This window comes from Neorhizobium sp. 2083, assembly GCF_031455615.1.
GTDB lineage: Bacteria > Pseudomonadota > Alphaproteobacteria > Rhizobiales > Rhizobiaceae > Neorhizobium.
The window spans coordinates 280,339-299,487 of sequence record NZ_JAVDTC010000005.1 but is presented as its reverse complement, the minus strand read 5'-3'; the positions used below and the strand labels follow the sequence as shown (position 1 = coordinate 299,487).

18 protein-coding genes are annotated in these 19,149 nt (G+C 63.0%); 17 read left to right on the top strand and 1 reads right to left on the bottom strand.

What is annotated here, in order from left to right; all coding sequences use genetic code 11:
• Window positions 1–80: 80 nt before the first annotated feature.
• The 17 genes from J2X76_RS20710 to lpxB all read left to right on the top strand — a co-directional run bounded on the left by J2X76_RS20710 (window position 81) and on the right by lpxB (window position 17,819).
• Complete coding sequence (locus tag J2X76_RS20710; RefSeq protein WP_113128940.1) at window positions 81–1,157, top strand: toxic anion resistance protein; 1,077 nt, start codon at window positions 81–83, stop codon at window positions 1,155–1,157.
• Window positions 1,154–2,737, top strand: coding sequence for a VWA domain-containing protein (locus J2X76_RS20705; protein WP_310219183.1), 1,584 nt, complete (start codon window positions 1,154–1,156; stop codon window positions 2,735–2,737). Before J2X76_RS20710 ends, J2X76_RS20705 begins: the two co-directional genes overlap by 4 nt.
• A gap of 8 nt (window positions 2,738–2,745) precedes the next feature.
• Window positions 2,746–3,363 (top strand): 5-bromo-4-chloroindolyl phosphate hydrolysis family protein, encoded by a 618-nt coding sequence (locus J2X76_RS20700; protein WP_310219181.1) that lies wholly within the window; start codon window positions 2,746–2,748, stop codon window positions 3,361–3,363.
• Window positions 3,363–4,469, top strand: coding sequence for a substrate-binding domain-containing protein (locus J2X76_RS20695; RefSeq protein WP_113283933.1), 1,107 nt, complete (start codon window positions 3,363–3,365; stop codon window positions 4,467–4,469). Before J2X76_RS20700 ends, J2X76_RS20695 begins: the two co-directional genes overlap by 1 nt.
• A 174-nt stretch (window positions 4,470–4,643) precedes the next feature.
• Complete coding sequence (gene rpsB, locus J2X76_RS20690; protein WP_113128943.1) at window positions 4,644–5,411, top strand: 30S ribosomal protein S2; 768 nt, start codon at window positions 4,644–4,646, stop codon at window positions 5,409–5,411.
• Window positions 5,412–5,642: 231 nt separating this feature from the next.
• Entirely contained in the window at window positions 5,643–6,569 is a 927-nt protein-coding gene (gene tsf, locus J2X76_RS20685; protein WP_113283932.1) for a translation elongation factor Ts, read from the top strand.
• Between the two features lie 116 nt (window positions 6,570–6,685).
• Entirely contained in the window at window positions 6,686–7,408 is a 723-nt protein-coding gene (pyrH, locus tag J2X76_RS20680; RefSeq protein ID WP_113128945.1) for a UMP kinase, read from the top strand.
• 45 nt (window positions 7,409–7,453) lie between these two features.
• Window positions 7,454–8,011, top strand: coding sequence for a ribosome recycling factor (gene frr / locus J2X76_RS20675; RefSeq protein WP_113128946.1), 558 nt, complete (start codon window positions 7,454–7,456; stop codon window positions 8,009–8,011).
• Between the two features lie 52 nt (window positions 8,012–8,063).
• Complete coding sequence (locus tag J2X76_RS20670) at window positions 8,064–8,807, top strand: isoprenyl transferase (protein ID WP_113128947.1); 744 nt, start codon at window positions 8,064–8,066, stop codon at window positions 8,805–8,807.
• The gene (locus tag J2X76_RS20665; protein WP_113128948.1) at window positions 8,807–9,640 is read left to right on the top strand and encodes a phosphatidate cytidylyltransferase; all 834 of its coding nucleotides are present in this window, start codon (window positions 8,807–8,809) and stop codon (window positions 9,638–9,640) included. Before J2X76_RS20670 ends, J2X76_RS20665 begins: the two co-directional genes overlap by 1 nt.
• 39 nt (window positions 9,641–9,679) lie before the next feature.
• Window positions 9,680–10,801, top strand: a complete 1,122-nt coding sequence (gene rseP, locus J2X76_RS20660) for an RIP metalloprotease RseP (protein WP_310219178.1) — start codon at window positions 9,680–9,682, stop codon at window positions 10,799–10,801.
• A gap of 197 nt (window positions 10,802–10,998) precedes the next feature.
• Window positions 10,999–13,362, top strand: coding sequence for an outer membrane protein assembly factor BamA (bamA, locus tag J2X76_RS20655; RefSeq protein ID WP_310219176.1), 2,364 nt, complete (start codon window positions 10,999–11,001; stop codon window positions 13,360–13,362).
• Between the two features lie 51 nt (window positions 13,363–13,413).
• On the top strand, window positions 13,414–14,481 hold the full coding sequence (gene lpxD, locus J2X76_RS20650) for a UDP-3-O-(3-hydroxymyristoyl)glucosamine N-acyltransferase (RefSeq protein ID WP_310219174.1): 1,068 nt from the start codon (window positions 13,414–13,416) through the stop codon (window positions 14,479–14,481).
• Window positions 14,474–14,941 (top strand): 3-hydroxyacyl-ACP dehydratase FabZ, encoded by a 468-nt coding sequence (fabZ, locus tag J2X76_RS20645; protein ID WP_113128952.1) that lies wholly within the window; start codon window positions 14,474–14,476, stop codon window positions 14,939–14,941. The genes lpxD and fabZ overlap by 8 nt, the downstream gene beginning before the upstream one ends.
• Window positions 14,938–15,753 (top strand): acyl-ACP--UDP-N-acetylglucosamine O-acyltransferase, encoded by an 816-nt coding sequence (lpxA, locus tag J2X76_RS20640; RefSeq protein ID WP_113128953.1) that lies wholly within the window; start codon window positions 14,938–14,940, stop codon window positions 15,751–15,753. The genes fabZ and lpxA overlap by 4 nt, the downstream gene beginning before the upstream one ends.
• 6 nt (window positions 15,754–15,759) lie before the next feature.
• Window positions 15,760–16,641, top strand: a complete 882-nt coding sequence (locus J2X76_RS20635) for an LpxI family protein (protein ID WP_310219172.1) — start codon at window positions 15,760–15,762, stop codon at window positions 16,639–16,641.
• Window positions 16,641–17,819: a lipid-A-disaccharide synthase gene (lpxB, locus tag J2X76_RS20630; RefSeq protein ID WP_310219171.1), complete on the top strand. Its 1,179-nt coding sequence runs from the start codon at window positions 16,641–16,643 to the stop codon at window positions 17,817–17,819. The genes J2X76_RS20635 and lpxB overlap by 1 nt, the downstream gene beginning before the upstream one ends.
• Before the next feature lie 26 nt (window positions 17,820–17,845).
• On the opposite strand, the gene gltA is transcribed toward lpxB, so the two are convergent.
• A complete protein-coding gene (gene gltA / locus J2X76_RS20625; protein WP_113128956.1) occupies window positions 17,846–19,135 on the bottom strand; it encodes a citrate synthase in 1,290 nt (429 codons plus the stop codon).
• Window positions 19,136–19,149: the final 14 nt, after the last annotated feature.

Below are 19,149 nucleotides of genomic sequence, written 5' to 3'. Positions count from 1 at the left end.
CGGCTCGCCTGTCCATCCCCGCGCGACGGTCTTTCTCGAAAAGGCCTGACGGTGAAACAGAGCGCTATGGGGATGACACGATGGCGGACACCGACTTGGCGACCACTTCCACTCTCAATCTGCCCGTGGTTTCTGCCGATCCGGCCGAAATCGCCCGCATCTCGGACAATATCAACCTGACCGACCGCTCGTCGATCTCCGTCTTCGGAGACCGGGCGCAGCAATCGGTGACCGATTATGCCGACCGCATCCTTCGCGAAGTCCGTAACCGCGACATGGGCGAAGTCGGTAAGCTGCTCAACGATATCATCCTCAAATCGAAGAACCTCGATCCGGCGTCGATCAGCGAACAGGGCTTTTTCAGCCGCATGTTCCAATCCGCGCAGGCGCGGCTGGAGCGCTTCAAGGAAGAATTCGAGGATGTTGCCGGCCAGATCGACCGGATCGGCCTGGAACTCGACCGCCACAAGGATACGCTTCGCCGCGATATCGCCCTGCTCGACGATCTCCATGAGGAGACCAAGCAGTCGATCGTCAAGCTCGACGGTTACGTCCAGGCGGGCAAGGCATTCGCCGAGAATTTTCGTGCCAATGAACTGCCGAGGCTGAAGGCCGCCGCCGATCAGGCCGCGGCCAATCCCGGCGGCGGCCTCATCGAGGCGCAGACCTATCAGGACAGCCTGCAGGCGCTCGACCGGCTGGAAAAGCGCATCTTCTATCTGCAGCAGGCCCGCCAGCTCGGCATCCAGCAATTGCCGCAGATCCGCATCGTCCAGTCGGGCGACGAGACGCTGATCGAGAACCTGCAGGCGACCTCGGCGCTGACCGTTCCCGCCTGGAAGCAGAAGATGGTCATCCTGCTCGGCCTCAACCGGCAGAAATCGGCGCTCGACCTGCAGAAGACTGTCACCGACGCGACCAATCAGATGATCCGCGAGGCATCGGCGATGATGAAGGACCAGGCGATCGCCATCGAGGAACAGTCGCAGCGCGGCATCGTCGATATCGATACGCTGGAAGCGGCAAACCGCGACCTGATCGATACGATCAGCGGCGTGCTGCGCGTCCAGGAGGACGGCCGCAAGAAACGCGCCGAGGCGGAGAGCCGCATGGAACAGCTTACAGTCGAGCTCAAGAAAGCGATGACAGGGGCGTGACCTTGGGGATCGGACGGGCGCCGTATTGGGCTTTAGCGCTGCTGGCGGTCGTCTCGCTCGCCGGCTGCAATATCGGCAAGGGACCGGATTTCTCGATCGTCTCGGGATCGGAAAACACGGTCCTGCAGCCGATCGTGGAAGAGTTCTGCAAAGAGAAGAGCGCCACCTGCACCTTCAAATACGAGGGCACGCTCGATATCGGCCTGGCGCTGCAGAGCGAAGCCGGCGTCGCGCAGGATGCAGTCTGGCCGGCCTCCAGCGTCTGGGTCGACATGTTCGACACCCGCCGCCGTGTCAAGAACCTGACCTCGATCGCCCAGACGCCGGTCGTCTTGGGCGTCCGTAAATCGAAGGCGCAGGCGCTCGGCTGGATCGGCCGCGACGTGTTCATGAAAGACATTCTGGCAGCGGTGAATTCCGGCTCGCTCAAATTCCTGATGACGTCCGCGACGCAGTCCAATTCCGGCGCCAGCGCTTATCTCGCCATGCTGTCGAGCGCGCTCGGCAACAAGCCGGTGATCGAGCCCGGCGACCTCAAGGACAAGACGGTGCAGGACACCGTCAGGTCGCTGCTCTCCGGCGTCGAGCGGTCGTCCGGCTCCTCCGGCTGGCTCGCCGATCTCTATGTGGATCAGGCCCGCCGCGGCACGCTGTACGACGCCATGTGGAACTACGAGGCGGTGCTGAAGGAGACCAACGACAAGCTGGCTGGCATCGGACAGCAGGATCCGCTTTACGCCATCTATCCCGCCGACGGCGTCGCCGTCGCCGATTCGCCGATCGGCTTTGTCGATCATGGTCGGGGTGCGGAGGTCCAGACCTTCTTCAACGAACTGCTCGCCTATCTGCGTACACCCGACATCCAGAAACGCATCGCCGCCACCGGCCGGCGCATTCCGCTCGCCGATGTCGCCGCGACGCCCGAACCGCTGTGGAATTTCGACCCGAAACGGCTGGTGACCGCGATCCGCATGCCGGAGCCGGCCGTCATCGGCGAGGCGCTGACGCTCTATCAGGCGGCCCTGCGCAAGCCGTCGCTGACTGCCCTCTGCCTCGATTTTTCCGGTTCGATGGCCGGGGAGGGCGTGACCCAGTTGACGCAGGCCATGCGTTTCCTGCTGACGCCGGCCGAAGCGAGCCGGGTCCTGGTGCAGTGGTCGCCGGCCGATCGCATCATCGTCATCCCCTTCGACGGCAGCGTGCGCCGTTCGCTGGTGGGAAGCGGCGATCCCATGGAACAGGAAGGGCTGCTGAATGCCGTACTCGGCGAGCAGCCGGGCGGCGGCACCAACATGTATGCCTGCGCTGCCGAAGCCATGCGTCAGATCGCCCGCACCGAAGGCCTTCCGAACTATCTGCCCGCCATCGTCATCATGACCGACGGCAAGTCGGACGATGATAGCCGCCGGTTCATGAACCAGTGGAACTCGACGCAGCCGCATGTTCCGGTCTTCGGCATCACCTTCGGCGATGCCGACAAGACCCAGCTCAACAACCTTGCGGAAGCCACCTCCGCCCGCGTATTCAACGGCGGCTCCGATCTCGCGGCGGCATTCCGCACCGCGCGCGGTTACAACTAAGGCCGAGAATGCGTAGATGGTTCGGCAATGACTGGAACTGGGTCGTGGCGGGGCTTGCCGCCGCGATCGTGGTTCCCGTGCTGAGTTTCGTGTTCCTGATGCCGGTCATCGTGGCCGCCGGCATCGGCGCCTTCGTCTTCGCCGGCCTGGTGTTCCTTCTGGCGCCGCGCCGGCTGTTCGAAGGGCTCGACGAAAAGACGATAGGCCGCGGCAGGCTGGAGTTCGTCCGCGAACTGATGGCGGTCGCCGTGCCCGCCGCCGAACGGCTCGAAGCTGCTGCCGGCCGCATCACCGACAAACCGACCGCCGCCCGGGTAAATCATCTCGCCGAGATCGCCGCCGATGTCTTCGCAAAGCTGGAGGCCGATCCGCAGAGTGCCGGCGCGGTGCGCCGTTTTCTCAGCTATTACCTGCCGCGCGCAGCCGAGGTCGCGGAAGGTTTCGCGATCATCGAGGCCAAACGCGCCCCCGATGCAAAACAGTTGCAGGATGTCGGCGGCGTTTTGGTCAAGCTCGAGGATGCCTTCGTGCATTACGCCGACAGCCTGGTCGACGAACAGCTCGACAGCCTGAACACCGACCTTCGCCTCATCCAGGCATCGCTCAAAGAGGACCTCGAACGCTGATGGCGATTTCCAGACGCGCCTTTGGAGTGGGATTGCTGGCGACCGGCGTTGCCGGCACCGGCGGATATTTCGCGGTCAAGGATCGCCCGGAGCTACAGGGTCTGCTCGGCAACCGCACCACGCTCACCGGTTTCGTCGGCGGCGAGAAGGAGGCCTTTCTCGCCGATCCCGACGTCATCCGCGCGCTCGGCAGCCGTGGCCTGACCGTCCAGAGCCGGGTGGCCGGCTCGGTGGAAATGGTGCGCGAACAGGCGCTTCTGTCGCAGAACCCGCAATTTCTCTGGCCGTCCTCGTCGATCATGGTCGATATCGCCCGCCAGAACGGCGTGAAGATCCGGGATGACCGGGTGGTGCTGAATACCCCGGTCGTCGTCTATTCCTGGCAGCCGGTCGCCGATGGGCTGATGAAGGCGGGCCTCGTGACCCGCACGGGTGAGGGGCACTACCAGCTCGACCTGAAAGCGCTGCTCGACGCCATCCTTGCCGGCACCGACTGGTCGAAGCTCGGCGTCAACATGCTCTATGGCCGGGCTCGCATCATCTCGACGGATCCGAACCGGTCGAATTCCGGCTTCATGTTCGCCGGCCTGGTGCTGAGCCTCCTGAGTGGCAGTCTCGCCACCGCGGAATCGCTTGCCGAATTCGGCCCGAAGGCGCAGGCGATCTTCCGCAACATGGGCTTCAAGTCACCGTCCTCGGGAAAACTGTTCGAGCAATATCTGGCCGGCGGCATCGGCGGTGAGCCGATGATCGTCGGTTACGAGAACCAGCTCGTCGAATGGATTCTTGCCGATCGCGCCCGATGGGACCGGATCATGGCTGGCGCGGGGGCAAAACCTGTCGTGCTCTATCCGCGCCCGACCGTCTATTCCGCCCATCCGCTGATCGTCGTCGACGAGGCGGCGAAGCGGCTGGTCGACGCACTGACCACCCCGGCGCTGCAGCAGCTCGCCTGGGAAAAACACGGTTTTCGCGGTCCCCTCGGAGCTCCGACGGGCAATGCTTCCGGCGCAGTCGCCGGCCTGCTGCCCGCCGATATCGACGCGGTCCTGCCGATGCCGGATGCCGGCACCATGCTGGCGCTGCTCGATCTTCTGGCCCGCTGAGGCAATTTCCGGCAAAGCACTTGCTTTTGCGGCAAATCGAATGTATAGGCAGCCGCATTCCACACGTAAGGCATGGGATCGTCCGGGAGAAATCCGGACTGTTCCGCCCGGTGGCGCTCTCGAAGAGAGTGCTGTTCGCCTTGCGGAGGTTCAACCGGAAAAGGATAACTAGGCATGGCATTGCCCGATTTTTCTATGCGCCAGCTTCTCGAGGCAGGCGTTCACTTCGGCCACCAGACTCACCGCTGGAACCCGAAGATGAAGCCGTACATCTTCGGCGATCGTAACAACATCCACATCATCGATCTGGCCCAGACCGTTCCGATGCTGTCGCGCGCCCTTCAGGTCGTGTCCGACACCGTCGCCCGCGGCGGCCGCGTTCTGTTCGTCGGCACCAAGCGCCAGGCGTCCGAACTGATCGCCGACTCGGCCAAGCGTTCGGCCCAGTACTACGTCAACTCCCGCTGGCTCGGCGGCATGATGACCAACTGGAAGACCATTTCGAACTCGATCGCCCGTCTGCGCAAGCTCGACGAGATCCTGAATTCGGAAGCTTCCGGCTATTCCAAGAAGGAACGCCTGAACCTCGAGCGCGAACGCGAGAAGCTGGACAAGGCTCTCGGCGGTATCCGCGACATGGGCGGCACCCCGGATCTGATGTTCATCATCGACACCAACAAGGAAAAGATCGCCATCGACGAAGCCAAGCGCCTGGGTATCCCGGTCGTCGCCATCATCGATTCGAACTGCGATCCGGACCTCATCGACTATCCGATCCCGGGTAACGACGACGCCTCGCGCGCCATCGCTCTCTACACCGACCTGATCGCTCGCGCTGCCATCGACGGTATCGCTCGCCAGCAGGGCGCTTCGGGCCGCGACATCGGCGCATCTGCCGAAGCCCCGATCGAGCCGGCGCTCGAAGGCGAAGCAGAAGCTTGAGGCGGGATGGAGCGGCTTGCCGCTCCTCCTTTCTGAATTCGATCGAGGCCAGAGATACCGATCCCTGGCCTTGGTCGTTTCAAGGCGAACTGCCACCGCTCCGTCGTCGAGGCTATCGCTTTCGTGGTGTCTTCATCACGCTGTCACACTTCCGGGTACATTCGTCCCAACACATTTGAGTCCGCCGACGTTTTTCCGGCGACACGCACTTGAACCGACAAGAGGCAAACAATGGCTGAAATCACCGCTGCACTGGTAAAGGAACTGCGCGAAAAGTCCGGCGCAGGCATGATGGACTGCAAGAAGGCGCTGACCGAAACGAACGGCGACATCGAAGCGGCGATCGACTGGCTGCGCGCCAAGGGCATCTCCAAGGCCGACAAGAAGTCCGGCCGCACCGCGGCTGAAGGCCTGATCGGCATTGCCAGCGCCGGCCACAAGGCTGTCGTCATCGAGCTCAACTCCGAAACCGACTTCGTTGCCCGCAACGACGCGTTCCAGGATCTCGTTCGCGGCATCGCCAATGTCGCCCTGACGACCGACGGTTCCGTCGAAGCGATCTCGGCTGCCACCTATCCGGCTTCCGGCAAGCCGGTTGCCGACACCATCAAGGATGCGATCGCCACGATCGGCGAGAACATGACCCTGCGTCGCTCCGCCCTGCTGCAGGTCGAGCACGGCGTTGTCGCGACCTACGTCCACAACGCCGCCGGCGACGGCATCGGCAAGCTCGGCGTCCTGGTTGCCCTGAAGTCGGTCGGCGACAAGGAAGTCCTGACCTCGCTCGGCCGCCAGGTCGCCATGCACATCGCTGCCACCAACCCGCTCGCTATCCGCGCCGAAGAAGTCGACGCTGCTGTCGCCGAGCGCGAACGCAACGTCTTCATCGAGCAGTCGCGCGCTTCCGGCAAGCCGGACGCCATCATCGAAAAGATGGTCGACGGCCGCATGCGCAAGTTCTTCGAAGAAGTCGCACTTCTCTCGCAGGCTTTCGTCATCAACCCGGACGTCACCGTCGGCCAGGCCGTCAAGGACGCTGAAAAGCTTGCCGGCGCCGCGATCGAAGTCACGGGCATGGCACGCCTGCTGCTCGGCGAAGGCGTCGAAAAGGAAGAAACGGATTTTGCCGCTGAAGTCGCGGCAGTCGCCAAAGGCTGATATTCGTTAGCTAAAGCTGTCGAAAGCGCAAGGGCACCGGTGACAAGCCGGTGCCCTTCGTGTATCGGCAACCCGTTTGACCCTCCGCATTGCATTTCGATTTTCAAGGAGCCCCCATGTCGCCTCAGCCTCTCTACAAGCGTGTCTTGCTCAAGGCCTCCGGTGAAGCTCTGATGGGCAGCCAGGGTTTCGGCATCGATGTTGAAGTTGCCGATCGGGTCGCCTCCGATATCGCCGAAGCGCGCGCCATGGGCGTCGATGTCGGCGTGGTCGTCGGCGGCGGCAATATCTTTCGCGGCGTCGCGGTCGCGTCCAAGGGCGGCGACCGGGTGACCGGCGACCACATGGGCATGCTCGGCACGGTGATCAACGCGCTGGCGCTCGCCACCTCGCTGCGCAAGCTGAACGTCGACACCGTGGTCCTGTCGGCGATCTCGATGCCGGAAATCTGCGAAAGCTTCTCGCAGCGCCAGGCCGTGCACCACATGGCCCAGGGCAGGGTGGTGATCTTCGCCGGCGGCACCGGCAATCCTTTCTTCACGACCGATTCGGCGGCGGCACTTCGCGCGGCCGAAATCGGCGCGGAAGCGATCTTCAAGGCGACCCAGGTGGACGGCATCTATTCGGCCGACCCCAAGAAGGACCCGACGGCGACCCGCTTCGACACGCTGACGCATGGCGAGGTGCTCGAAAAGGGTCTGGCGGTGATGGACGTGGCGGCCGTGGCGCTCGCCCGCGAAAACGCCATCCCGATCATTGTTTTTTCGATCCATGAGAAGGGCGGCTTCGCCCAAATCTTGACCGGCGGCGGCCGCAAGACCATCGTAGCGGACAATTGAGGCGCGGCGTCGCGGGCCGCCCAGATAACATACGGGAGTAGACGGATGAGTGGAATCGATCTCAACGACATCAAGCGCCGCATGGAAGGCGCGGTCAACGCGTTCAAGAGCGATATCGCATCGCTGCGCACCGGCCGTGCTTCGGCCAACATTCTCGATCCGGTGACGGTCGAAGCCTATGGTTCGCGCGTGCCGCTCAACCAGGTGGCGAACATCACCGTGCCGGAGCCGCGCATGCTCGGCGTGTCCATCTGGGACAAGTCGATGGTCGGCGCCGTCGACCGGGCGATCCGCGAATCGCATCTCGGCCTCAACCCGATCGTCGATGGCCAGAACCTGCGCATTCCGCTGCCCGAACTCAACGAAGAGCGCCGCAAGTCGCTGGTCAAGGTTGCGCATGATTATGCGGAAAAGGCCAAGGTCGCGGCCCGTCACGTTCGCCGCGATGGCATGGACGGCCTGAAAAAGGCCGAAAAGGACGGCGACATCGGCCAGGACGAGAGCCGCTCGCAGTCGGAAAAAGTGCAGAAGATGACGGACGATACGATTTCCGAAGTCGACCGCTTGCTTGCGGATAAGGAAAAGGAAATCATGCAGGTCTAACTTAGGCCTGGTTTGCCGCCATATTCCGGCGGCCAAAGGAGCCGCATAAAATATGGTGAACCCCGAGCTTGCAATCATCCCTCAACACGTTGCCATCATCATGGATGGCAATGGACGCTGGGCCAACAAGCGCGGGCTTCCTCGGACGGTCGGACACAGCAAGGGCGTCGAAGCGGTGCGCGAAACGGTGCGGGCCGCCGGCGATGCGGGCGTCAAATATCTGACGCTTTTTGCATTTTCTTCGGAAAACTGGAGCCGGCCCGAAACCGAGGTGAGGGACCTGCTCGGTCTTCTCCGGCGCTTCATCCGACAGGATCTAGCCGAACTGCACCGTGAGAATGTCCGTATCCGGGTGATCGGCGAACGCGAGAAGCTGCGCAGCGACATTCTCCCGCTTCTTCTCGAAGCTGAGGAAACGACAAAGTTCAATACGGCGCTCACCCTGATCATCGCCTTCAACTACGGCGCACGGGACGAGATCGCCCGTGCCGTCGCCATGCTTGCCCGCGATGTCGAGGCCGGTATTCTCAAGGCCTCCGAGATCGACCCGGACAAGATCAGCGCAAGGCTGGACACCGCCGGCATCCCGGATCCGGATCTTATCATCCGCACCAGCGGCGAAGAGCGGCTTTCCAACTTCCTGCTCTGGCAGGCGGCCTATTCCGAATTCGTCTTCCTGCCGGACTACTGGCCGGATTTCGATCGGAAACTGTTTCTCGATGCCCTGAAGATCTACGCCTCCCGCGACCGGCGCTTCGGCGGCTTGTCGGACAAGACGATAGCGGTGGGCGGTTGATGAGCGCTGAGCTGAAGCGCCGCATCGCATCTGCCCTGGTTCTCGCGGTCGTGGTTCTCGCGGCCACCTGGTATGGCGGATTGTGGTTCCGCGTCGTCGCGGCCGCCATCACGGTCCTGATCTATTACGAATGGTCGACGATCACGCGGCTCGCCGAGCGCGATTTCCGGACCAATGCCTTCGGCTGGCTCGCCATTCTTCTGATCGCCGTCGACCTTGTGGTTGACGACGGCGAGCTTTCGGTGCCGATTCTCGGCGGCGCGGTGATCACCGCCATTCTTCTCGTGCTTTTGCGAAGGGGCAGCTGGTGGCTGCCGGGCGGGATCTTCTACGCCGGCTTGAGCGGCATTTCGCTTGCGGCGATCCGCGCCGACGACCAGGCGGGGCTCGTTGCGACCCTCTTCGTCTTCGCGGTCGTCTGGGCGACCGATATCCTCGCCTATTTCGTCGGCCGCGCCCTGAAAGGTCCGAAGCTGGCGCCGCGCATTTCGCCCGGCAAGACCTGGTCCGGCGCGATCGGCGGCACCGTTTCTGGGGTGATCGCGAGCTCGGCACTGACGCTCGGCGTCTTTTCGCGGCTGTCCGCCTGGACGGTTGCGATCGCGTTCCTGCTGTCGGTGGCGAGCCAGGTGGGGGATCTGTTCGAATCCTTCATCAAGCGCCGGTTCGGGGTGAAGGATTCCAGCCACCTCATTCCGGGGCATGGCGGGGTGATGGACCGCGTCGACGGCCTCGTTTTCGCCTGTTTCGCGGCGTTCCTGCTGACGCTTGTTTATACGGCCGCGACGGGCCATCTTGATATATCGGTTGCGGGCTTCCTCTTCGGGTTTTGAGGTCTGGGCGGCCGGTACAATGTTGAAACGGAAACTTTGATGGCCATCCTCAGCTTCTTCACCGGCTACATCATCCCCTTCGTGCTGGTCCTGTCCCTGCTCGTCTTCGTGCACGAGATGGGCCACTATCTCGTCGGGCGCTGGTGCGGCATCCGGGTCACCGCCTTTTCGGTCGGCTTCGGCCCCGAACTCGTCGGCTTCACCGATAGTCACGGCACCCGCTGGAAGATCTCGGCTATCCCGCTCGGCGGCTACGTCAAGTTCTTTGGCGACGAGGACGCGGCGAGCATGCCGGACGCCAGCGGCCTTGCGGGCATGAGCGAGGAAGACAAGGCCCAGACGCTGGCCGGAGCCAAGCTCTGGAAAAGGGCCGCCACCGTCGCGGCCGGCCCGATTGCCAATTTCATTCTGGCGATCGCGATCTTCGCCGTGCTGTTCAGCGTCTATGGCAAGGTGGTCGCCGACCCCGTGGTCGCCGAAGTCCAGCCGGAAAGTGCCGCCCTTGCCGCTGGCGTGCTGCCCGGTGACCGGCTGGTGGCGCTCGACGGATCGCGGATCAGGACTTTCGACGACGTGCGGCGTTATGTCAGCATCCGGCCCGAGACCCCGATCATCGTGACGGTCGAGCGCAACGGCCAGGATCTTGATCTGCCGATGGTGCCGAAGCGCTCCGAGGTCACCGACCAGTTCGGCAACAAGGTCGAGCTCGGCCTGATCGGCATCGTCACCAACGAGCAGCGCGGCAATTTCCGCATCGAGCGGTTTTCGCCGCTGCAGGCCGTGGCCGAAGGCGTTACGGAGACCGGCCATATCGTCACCGGCACCTTCCGTTACATCGGCAATCTGGTGACCGGCCGGATGAAGGCGGACCAGCTCGGCGGGCCGGTCAGGGTTGCGCAGGCGTCCGGCCAGATGGCAACGCTCGGCTTTGCGGCCGTGGTCCAGCTGGCTGCGGTTCTTTCCGTCTCGATCGGGCTCCTGAACCTCATGCCTGTGCCAGTTCTGGACGGCGGCCACCTCGTGTTCTATGCGATCGAGGCCGTTCGCGGCCGGCCGCTGGGTGCCGGCGCGCAGGAAATCGCCTTCCGCATCGGGCTTGCGATGGTCTTGAGCCTCATGGTATTCGCGACCTTCAACGACATCAGCAATCTCATCGGCTGATGTCCTTCAAATCGTAAAAGAAACTGTTTATTCACCATGTTTCCAACAGTTGCGTGGCCATTGGGTCACGCAAGGGAAGTAAGTAAACAGAAATTAACGCGATGCCTTGCTTGTAGGGCAAAAGAAGGTAAAACGACACACGTGGCCGGAGTCGGGCACCACCCGCCGAGGGACAACGGGAAAAGGTAAGAATTGAAATGAAGGCTGGTTCAAGGTTTTTGAACGCAGTGTCGGCGTTTGCGCTGTCTGCTAGTGTTGTTGCATCGGGCGCAGGTGTACTGGTACTTGCTTCCGCACTTTCTGCCGAAGCGGCGGTTATCCGGAGTGTTCAGGTCCGCGGCGCTCAGCGCGCAGGCGAAGAGGCCGTTCGTTCCAACCTGACCATCCGCCCGGGTGTCAGCTTCTCCAACAACGACATCGATGAATCGGTCCGGAAGCTCTATTCGACCGGCTATTTCTCGGATGTCAAAATCAGTGTTTCCGGCAGCACGCTCGTCGTGTCGGTGAGCGAAAACCAGCTCATCAACCAGGTCGTGTTCAACGGCAACCGCAAGATCACCGATGACAAGCTTCAGGCTGTGGTGCAGACCCAGCCGCTCGGCCCGTACAACCAGGCCCTGATTGATGCGGATATCCAGCGTCTGCGCGAAGCCTATCGCGCGATCGGTCGCAGCGACGTTCAGATCACCACGCAGACCGCCGATGTCGGCCAGGGTCGCGTCAACCTCGCTTTCGTCATCAACGAAGGTGACCGCACCAAGATCGCCGACATCAATTTCAACGGCAACCAGGCTTATGGCGATGGTCGCCTGAAGTCGGTGATCGTCACCAAGGAATCCGGCCCGCTGTCCTTCCTGACCCGCAAGGACGTTTACAGCGAGGACAAGCTGCGCGCCGACGAGGAAGCGCTGCGCCAGTTCTATTACAACCACGGTTATCCTGACTTCCGCGTCATCTCGTCGGAAGCCGTGCTCGACGCCTCGGGCAACAAGTACAACATCACCTTCACGGTCGAGGAAGGTCAGCGTTACGAGTACGGCAACATCTCGGTCGAATCGACGGTTCAGGGCATCAGCAGCGAGGACCTCCAGGGTCTCGTTCAGACCCGCGCCGGCAACGTCTATGACGCCCGCGAAATCCAGAAGACGATGGAAGCGATCTCCAAGCGCGTCGCTGCGGCCGGTTATCCGTTCGCCCGCGTCACCCCGCGCGGCGACCGCAACATGGGAAGCCACACGGTCGGCGTTTCCTACTTGGTCGACCAGGGCGAGCGCGCCTATGTCGAACGCATCGAGATCCGCGGCAACACCCGCACGCGTGACTATGTCATCCGTCGCGAATTCGATTTCAGCGAAGGCGACGCCTTCAACCAGGAAATGATCTCGCGCGCCAAGCGCCGCCTTGAGGCGCTCGGTTACTTCACCTCGGTCAACATCTCGACCTCGCAGGGCAGTTCGCCTGACCGCGTCGTCGTCGTTGTCGACGTGGAAGATCAGCCGACCGGTTCGTTCGGTATCGGCGCCGGTTATTCGGCAGGCGGCGACGGCTTCCTGCTCGAAGCCTCGATCGAAGAGAAGAACTTCCTCGGCCGCGGCCAGTTCATCCGCGTTGCGGTCGGCGGCGGTCTCGACGAAGCCCGCAGCTACAACCTTTCGTTCACCGAGCCCTATTTCCTCGGTTACCGTCTGGCGGCCGGTTTCGACCTGTTCAAGAGCAAAACCTCGTCGAACAGCTATTACGACTATGACGAACAGGGTGTCACCCTGCGCGTGACGGCGCCGATCACCGAAAATCTGGCGACGACGTTCCGTTACACCTACAAGGAAATCAACTACGACAACGACGGCGCCTTCGGTGCCGACGGCGTTCCCGGCACGGGCGACGACAACCTCTCGTCGCCTTACGTTTCGATGATCGACCAGGGCAAGTTCGTCCAGTCGTCGGTCTCGCAGACGCTGACCTACAACACGCTCGACAGCCAGACGCTGCCGCGCGAAGGTATCTATGCGTCGATCACGCATGAATATGCAGGTCTCGGTGGCGATTCCGACTTCTACAAGATCTCCGGTCGTGCCCGTTACTTCCAGCTTCTGTCGACCGAAGCCGATCTGATCGGCTCCATCGCAGTGGGCGCCGGCCATGTGGTGTCCACCGGCGACAACCTGCATGTCTTCGACCAGTTCACGGTCGGCGGCCGTCAGATCCGCGGTTTCGAGAACGACGGTATCGGTCCGCGCACCACCGATCATGGCGACGCGCTTGGCGGCACGACCTACTTTACGGCTTCCGCCGAAATGTCGATGCCGATGCCGGCTGTTCCGGAAGACTTCGGTCTGCGCGCCGCCGTCTTTGCCGATGCCGGTACGCTTTACGGGAACGACGTCCCGCTCGGCACCAGCACCGCGCAGGGCACGGGCATGTCCTGGCGTGCTTCGGTCGGCGCGGGTATCATGTGGGCGTCGCCGTTCGGCAACATCCGCTTTGACTACGCGCATCCGGTCGTCAAGGAAGACTTCGACGAAACCCAGGAATTCCGGTTCAGCATGGCGAACCAGTTCTGATCATCTCCGCTCGCGATTGCGGGCGGAAATCTGTTCTGGAGCTTTGGCTTTATGGACCACAACGAATTCTTTCCGCCCCATGATGGCGTGAGCCTGCGCGAGTTGGCCGCCCTTCTTGGGGCCGAACTGCTTGATGGCAGCGCCGGCGATCGGTTGATCCGTTCCGTTGCGCCCGTCGCGCGGGCCGGCGAAGGCGAGATCTGCTATATCCTATCCCGGAAAAGCCGTCACGAGCTCGAAAGCTGCAAGGCTTCCGCGATCATCTGCGATGCCGCGATCCGTTCGATCATTCCGGCCCATATTCCGGTTCTCTTGACCAGGACGCCGCATTCTGCCTTTGCGCAGGCGGGCGCCATCCTCCATCCGATCGCGATGCGGCCTTCGCCGGTCACCTCGGCCGCGCCGGGCATCTCGCCGGCCGCCTTCGTGGATCCGACGGCCAAGCTCGAACCCGGCGTCGAGATCGAACCCATGGCCGTGATCGGTGCGCGGGCGGAAATCGGCACCGGCACCCGGATCGGGGCCGGCAGCGTCATCGGTGCCGATGTCAAGATCGGCCGCGACTGTACGATCGCCGCCGGCGCGAGCGTGGTTGCGGCCCTCATCGGCAATGGCGTGATCATCCATAACGGCGTCCGCATCGGTCAGGACGGTTTCGGTTTTGCGCCGGGCCCGAGGGGCATGCTGAAGATCGTCCAGATCGGCCGCGTCATCATCCAGGACAATGTCGAGATCGGCGCCAACACGACGGTCGACCGCGGCGCCATGGACGATACGGTCATCGGCGAAGGCACGAAGATCGACAATCAGGTTCAGATCGCCCATAACGTGCGCATCGGTCGTCATTGCGGCATCGCGAGCGGCGCCGGTATTGCCGGGTCGACCCGGATCGGCGACGGCGTCTTGATCGGCGGCGCATCCGGTATTAATGGACACATCTCGATTGGTGACGGCGTCCAGATCGCGGCGATGAGCGGCGTTGTGGCGGATATCCCGGCCGGCGCGCGTTATGGCGGCATACCCGCCCGCCCGATGCCGGATTTCCTCCGCGATATCGCGGAAATCATGATGCGTTCGGATGAGCGGGCGAAACGCAGAGGAGAGAAGAAGAATGACTGATGAGACCAAGCCGGTGCTCGGCGCGGCCGATATTCAGGAAATCATGAAGCTGCTGCCGCACCGCTATCCTTTTCTTCTGGTCGACAAGATCGTCGAGATCGATGGCGACAATTCCGCGGTCGGCATCAAGAACGTCACCGCCAACGAGCCGCATTTCACCGGGCATTTCCCGGAGCAGCCGATCATGCCGGGCGTGCTTCTGGTCGAGGGCATGGCGCAGACCGCCGGTGCCATCTGTGCCCGCAAGGAAGGCGAGGGCGGCAATCTCGTCTACTTCATGACCATCGACAATGCCCGCTTCCGCAAGCCGGTCGTGCCGGGCGATCGGGTCGAATTCCACGTCACCAAGCAGAAGCAGCGCGGCAATATCTGGAAATTCCATTGTGATGCGAAGGTGGAGGGCGTACTTGTTGCCGAAGCCGATATCGGCGCGATGATCCGGCGCAAGGACGAAGAATGAGCAGCATCGCAGCCAGCGCGCGCATCCATCCGTTAGCTTTGGTCGAGGACGGCGCCGTCATCGGCGAAAACGTCGTCGTCGGTCCGTTCTCGCATGTCGGTCCGCGCGTTGTGCTGAAGGATGGCGTCGAGTTGCTGTCGCATGCCGTCGTGTCCGGCCGCACCGAGATCGGCCGCAATTGCCGGATTTTCCCGATGGCCGTGATCGGCGGCGTTTCCCAGAGCCTCCACGAGGCCGGCGAGGATTCGACGCTGACGGTCGGCGACAACTGCACGATGCGCGAAGGCGTGACGATGAACTGCGGCACGGTGGGCGGCGGCGGCAAGACGGTCGTCGGCAACAATTGCCTGTTCCTCGCCAATTCCCATGTCGCGCATGACTGTCAGCTCGGCAGCGACATCATCATGTCGAACAATGTCATGCTGGCCGGCCATGTTCATGTGGCGGACCGGGCGATCCTCGGCGGCGGCTGCGCCGTGCATCAGTTCACCCGCATCGGCCGCCAGGCCTTTATCGGTGGGCTTTCGGCCGTCAACTACGACGTCATTCCTTATGGCATGCTGAACGGCAATCCCGGCGTCCTTGGCGGCCTGAACGTCGTCGGCATGACCCGCGCCGGGATCGAACGGGCGACCATCCACACGGTGCGCCGCGCCTTCAAGCAGATCTTCGAGGGCGAGGGCAATGTTCGCGCCAACGCCGCGGCCATCCGCAACGACTACGCCGATTGCAAGGAAGCGATGGAGATCCTGGATTTCATCGCCGCCGACAGCGATCGTGCCATTTCCTCGACCTTCCGCGGCAAAGGCTGATCCCGCATGGCCGGCCTCCCGAGCCTTGCGCCGAAGGGCCGGCTGGCAATCATCGCCGGGAAGGGGTTTTTACCCCTCTATGTGGCGAGGGCTGCGCAGCAGGCCGGTGAAACGCCGCTGATTGTCGCGCTCGCCAATGAATCCGACCACAGTTTCGATGGTTTCGAAGCGGTTTCCGTCGGCGTCGGCGATTTGTCGGCGATCGAGCGCCTGTTTCGCGACGAGGGCATAACCCGCGTCATCCTGTCGGGCGGCGTGGCGCGCAGGCCCGACTGGCGCGACATCCATCCCACCTTCCGCACCATCCTGAAAGTCCCGTCGGTGGTCCGCACGCTGCTGTCCGGCGGTGACGATTCGGTGCTGCAGATGGTCATCAAGCTTATCGAGGCAATGGGCTGCCAGGTGCTGGGCGCCCACGAGATCGTCCCCGGCCTGCTCGCGAAGGTGGGGCCGCTCGGCGCCCACGTGCCCTCAGACGACGACCGCCGCGATATCGGCCGGGCCTCGGAAGCCGCCAAACGCCTCGGCGAACTGGATATCGGCCAGGGCGCGGTCTGCGTCGGCGGACGTGTCGTGGCGCTGGAAGGCGTCGAGGGCACCGATCGGATGCTGGAACGGGTGGCGGCCCTGCGCGCCGAGGGCCGCATTTCGGCCCGCCGCAAGGGTGTGCTCGTCAAGCTCTGCAAACCGCAGCAGGACATGCGCGCCGACCTGCCGACGATCGGCCCGTCCACCGTCGAGAACGCCGTCAGGGCCGGGCTCGCCGGCATCGCGGTCGAGGCTGGACGGGCGCTCGTGCTGGAAGAAGCGAAGATGATTGCCGCCGCCGACGCCGCCGGGCTTTTCGTCTGCGGCATCGATACCGGTCTGCCGCAAGGAGGATTGTGATGGTCAGGACCCTGAGGGTCGGCGTCATTGCCGGCGAAGTCTCCGGCGATCTTCTCGGCGGCGATCTGATCGCGGCCCTGAAGGCGGCCTATGACGGCCCCGTCGAGCTCGTCGGCGTCGGCGGCGATGCCCTGGAGGCGCAGGGCCTCACCTCGCTCTTTGATTTTTCGGAACTCTCGATCATGGGGCTGACCCAGGTGATCGCCCGCCTGCCAAACCTGATCAGGCGGATCAACCAGACGGCGGCCGCCATTACCGCGGCAAAGCCGGATGTGCTGATCATCATCGACAGCCCCGATTTCACCCATCGCGTCGCGAAAAAAGTGCGTACCGCTTTGCCTGGCCTGCCGGTCGTCAATTACGTCTGCCCCAGCGTCTGGGCGTGGAAGGAATATCGCGCCAAGGCGATGCTTCCCTATGTCGATCACGTTCTGGCCGTGCTGCCTTTCGAGCCGGCGGCGATGAAGCGTCTCGGCGGGCCGGAAACCACCTTCGTCGGCCACCGGCTGACCGCCGATCCGTCACTCCTCAAGGTCCGCGGCATCCGGGCCGGGCGTCCGGTGAAGGGGCCGGGTGAGGAGAAGACGATCATGCTTCTGCCGGGCTCGCGTTCGGCCGAGATCAAGGCGCTGCTGCCGGTGTTCGGGGACGCCGCCCGCGAGTTCGTCGCCCGCAAAGGCCCGGCTCGTTTCCTGCTTCCCACGGTTCCCCGCCAGGAGAAGCTGGTGCGCGAGATCGCCGCCGGTTTCGACGTGAAGCTCGAGATCACCGCCGATACGGATGGCAAATGGGCGGCATTCGCCGAGGCGGATGCGGCACTTGCGGCGTCCGGAACGGTCATCCTCGAACTCGGCCTTGCCGGAATTCCGGTCGTCTCGGCCTACAAGACTGACTGGCTGATCACCATGCTCGCGAAACGCATCAAGACCTGGTCCGGCGCGCTGCCGAACCTGATCGCCGATTACGCGGTCGTGCCCGAATATGTGAACGACGTGGTGCGCCCGGCAAGCCTCTGCCGCTGGGCGGAGCGGCTGTCTTCCGACACGCTGCAGCGCCGCGCCATGATCGAAGGTTTCGATCTCACCTGGGAGCGGCTGCAGGTGCCCGTGCCGCCCGGCGAGGCGGCCGCCGGCATCGTTCTTGAGGTTCTGGACAATAAAAAACCCGGTCATTTCTGACCGGGTTTTTGTTTGGCTTTATCCGATCAACGCTTGGAAACCGGAACGTAGTCACGCTGCGCTTCGCCGGTATAGAGCTGGCGCGGGCGGCCGATACGCTGCTGCGGATCTTCGATCATTTCGGCCCACTGGGCGATCCAGCCGACGGTGCGGGCGAGGGCGAAGAGCACGGTGAACATGGTGGTGGGGAAGCCCATCGCCTTCAGCGTGATGCCCGAATAGAAATCGATGTTCGGGTAGAGCTTCTTCTCGATGAAATACTCGTCGGTGAGCGCGATACGCTCCAGTTCCATCGCGACCTGCAGGAGCGGGTCGTCCTTGTGGCCAAGTTCGCCGAGAACTTCATGCGTGGTCTTCTGCATGATCTTGGCGCGCGGATCGTAGTTCTTGTAGACCCGGTGACCGAAGCCCATCAGACGGAACGGATCGTTCTTGTCCTTGGCGCGCGCGATATATTCCGGGATCTTGTCGACCGTGCCGATTTCCATCAGCATGTTGAGCGCCGCTTCGTTGGCGCCGCCATGCGCCGGGCCCCAGAGGCAGGCAATGCCGGCAGCGATGCAGGCGAACGGGTTGGCGCCCGAGGAACCGGCGAGGCGGACCGTCGAGGTCGATGCGTTCTGCTCATGATCGGCATGCAGGATGAAGATACGGTCCATGGCGCGTGCGAGCACCGGGTTGACCACGTATTCCTCGCAAGGAACGGCAAAGCACATGCGCAGGAAGTTGGACGCATAGTCCAGGTTGTTCTGCGGATAAACGAAGGGCTGGCCGATATGGTACTTGTAGGCCATCGCGGCAAGCGTCGGCATCTTGGCGATCATGCGCAGCGAAGCGACCATGCGCTGGTGCGGATCGGTGATGTCGGTCGAGTCGTGATAGAAGGCAGACAGCGCGCCGACGCAGCCGCACATGACGGCCATCGGATGCGCGTCGCGGCGGAAGCCGGTGAAGAAGCGGCTCATCTGCTCATGCACCATCGTGTGATGGGTCACGCGATAGTCGAAATCCTTCTTCTGGGCAGCGGTCGGCAGTTCCCCGTAAAGCAGCAGGTAGCAGGTCTCCAGGAAGTCGCCATGCTCGGCGAGCTGTTCGATCGGATAGCCGCGATGCAGCAGGATGCCCGCGTCACCGTCGATATAGGTGATCTTGGATTCGCAAGATGCCGTCGAGGTGAAGCCGGGGTCGTAGGTGAAGGTGCCGGTGTGCTTGTAGAGAGCGCCGATATCGACCACGTCAGGACCGATAGTGCCGGACTTGACCGGCAGGTCGACTTTCTTGTCACCGATTACCAGATTTGCGCTTGTATCCGTCATGCTGATCCTCCAAC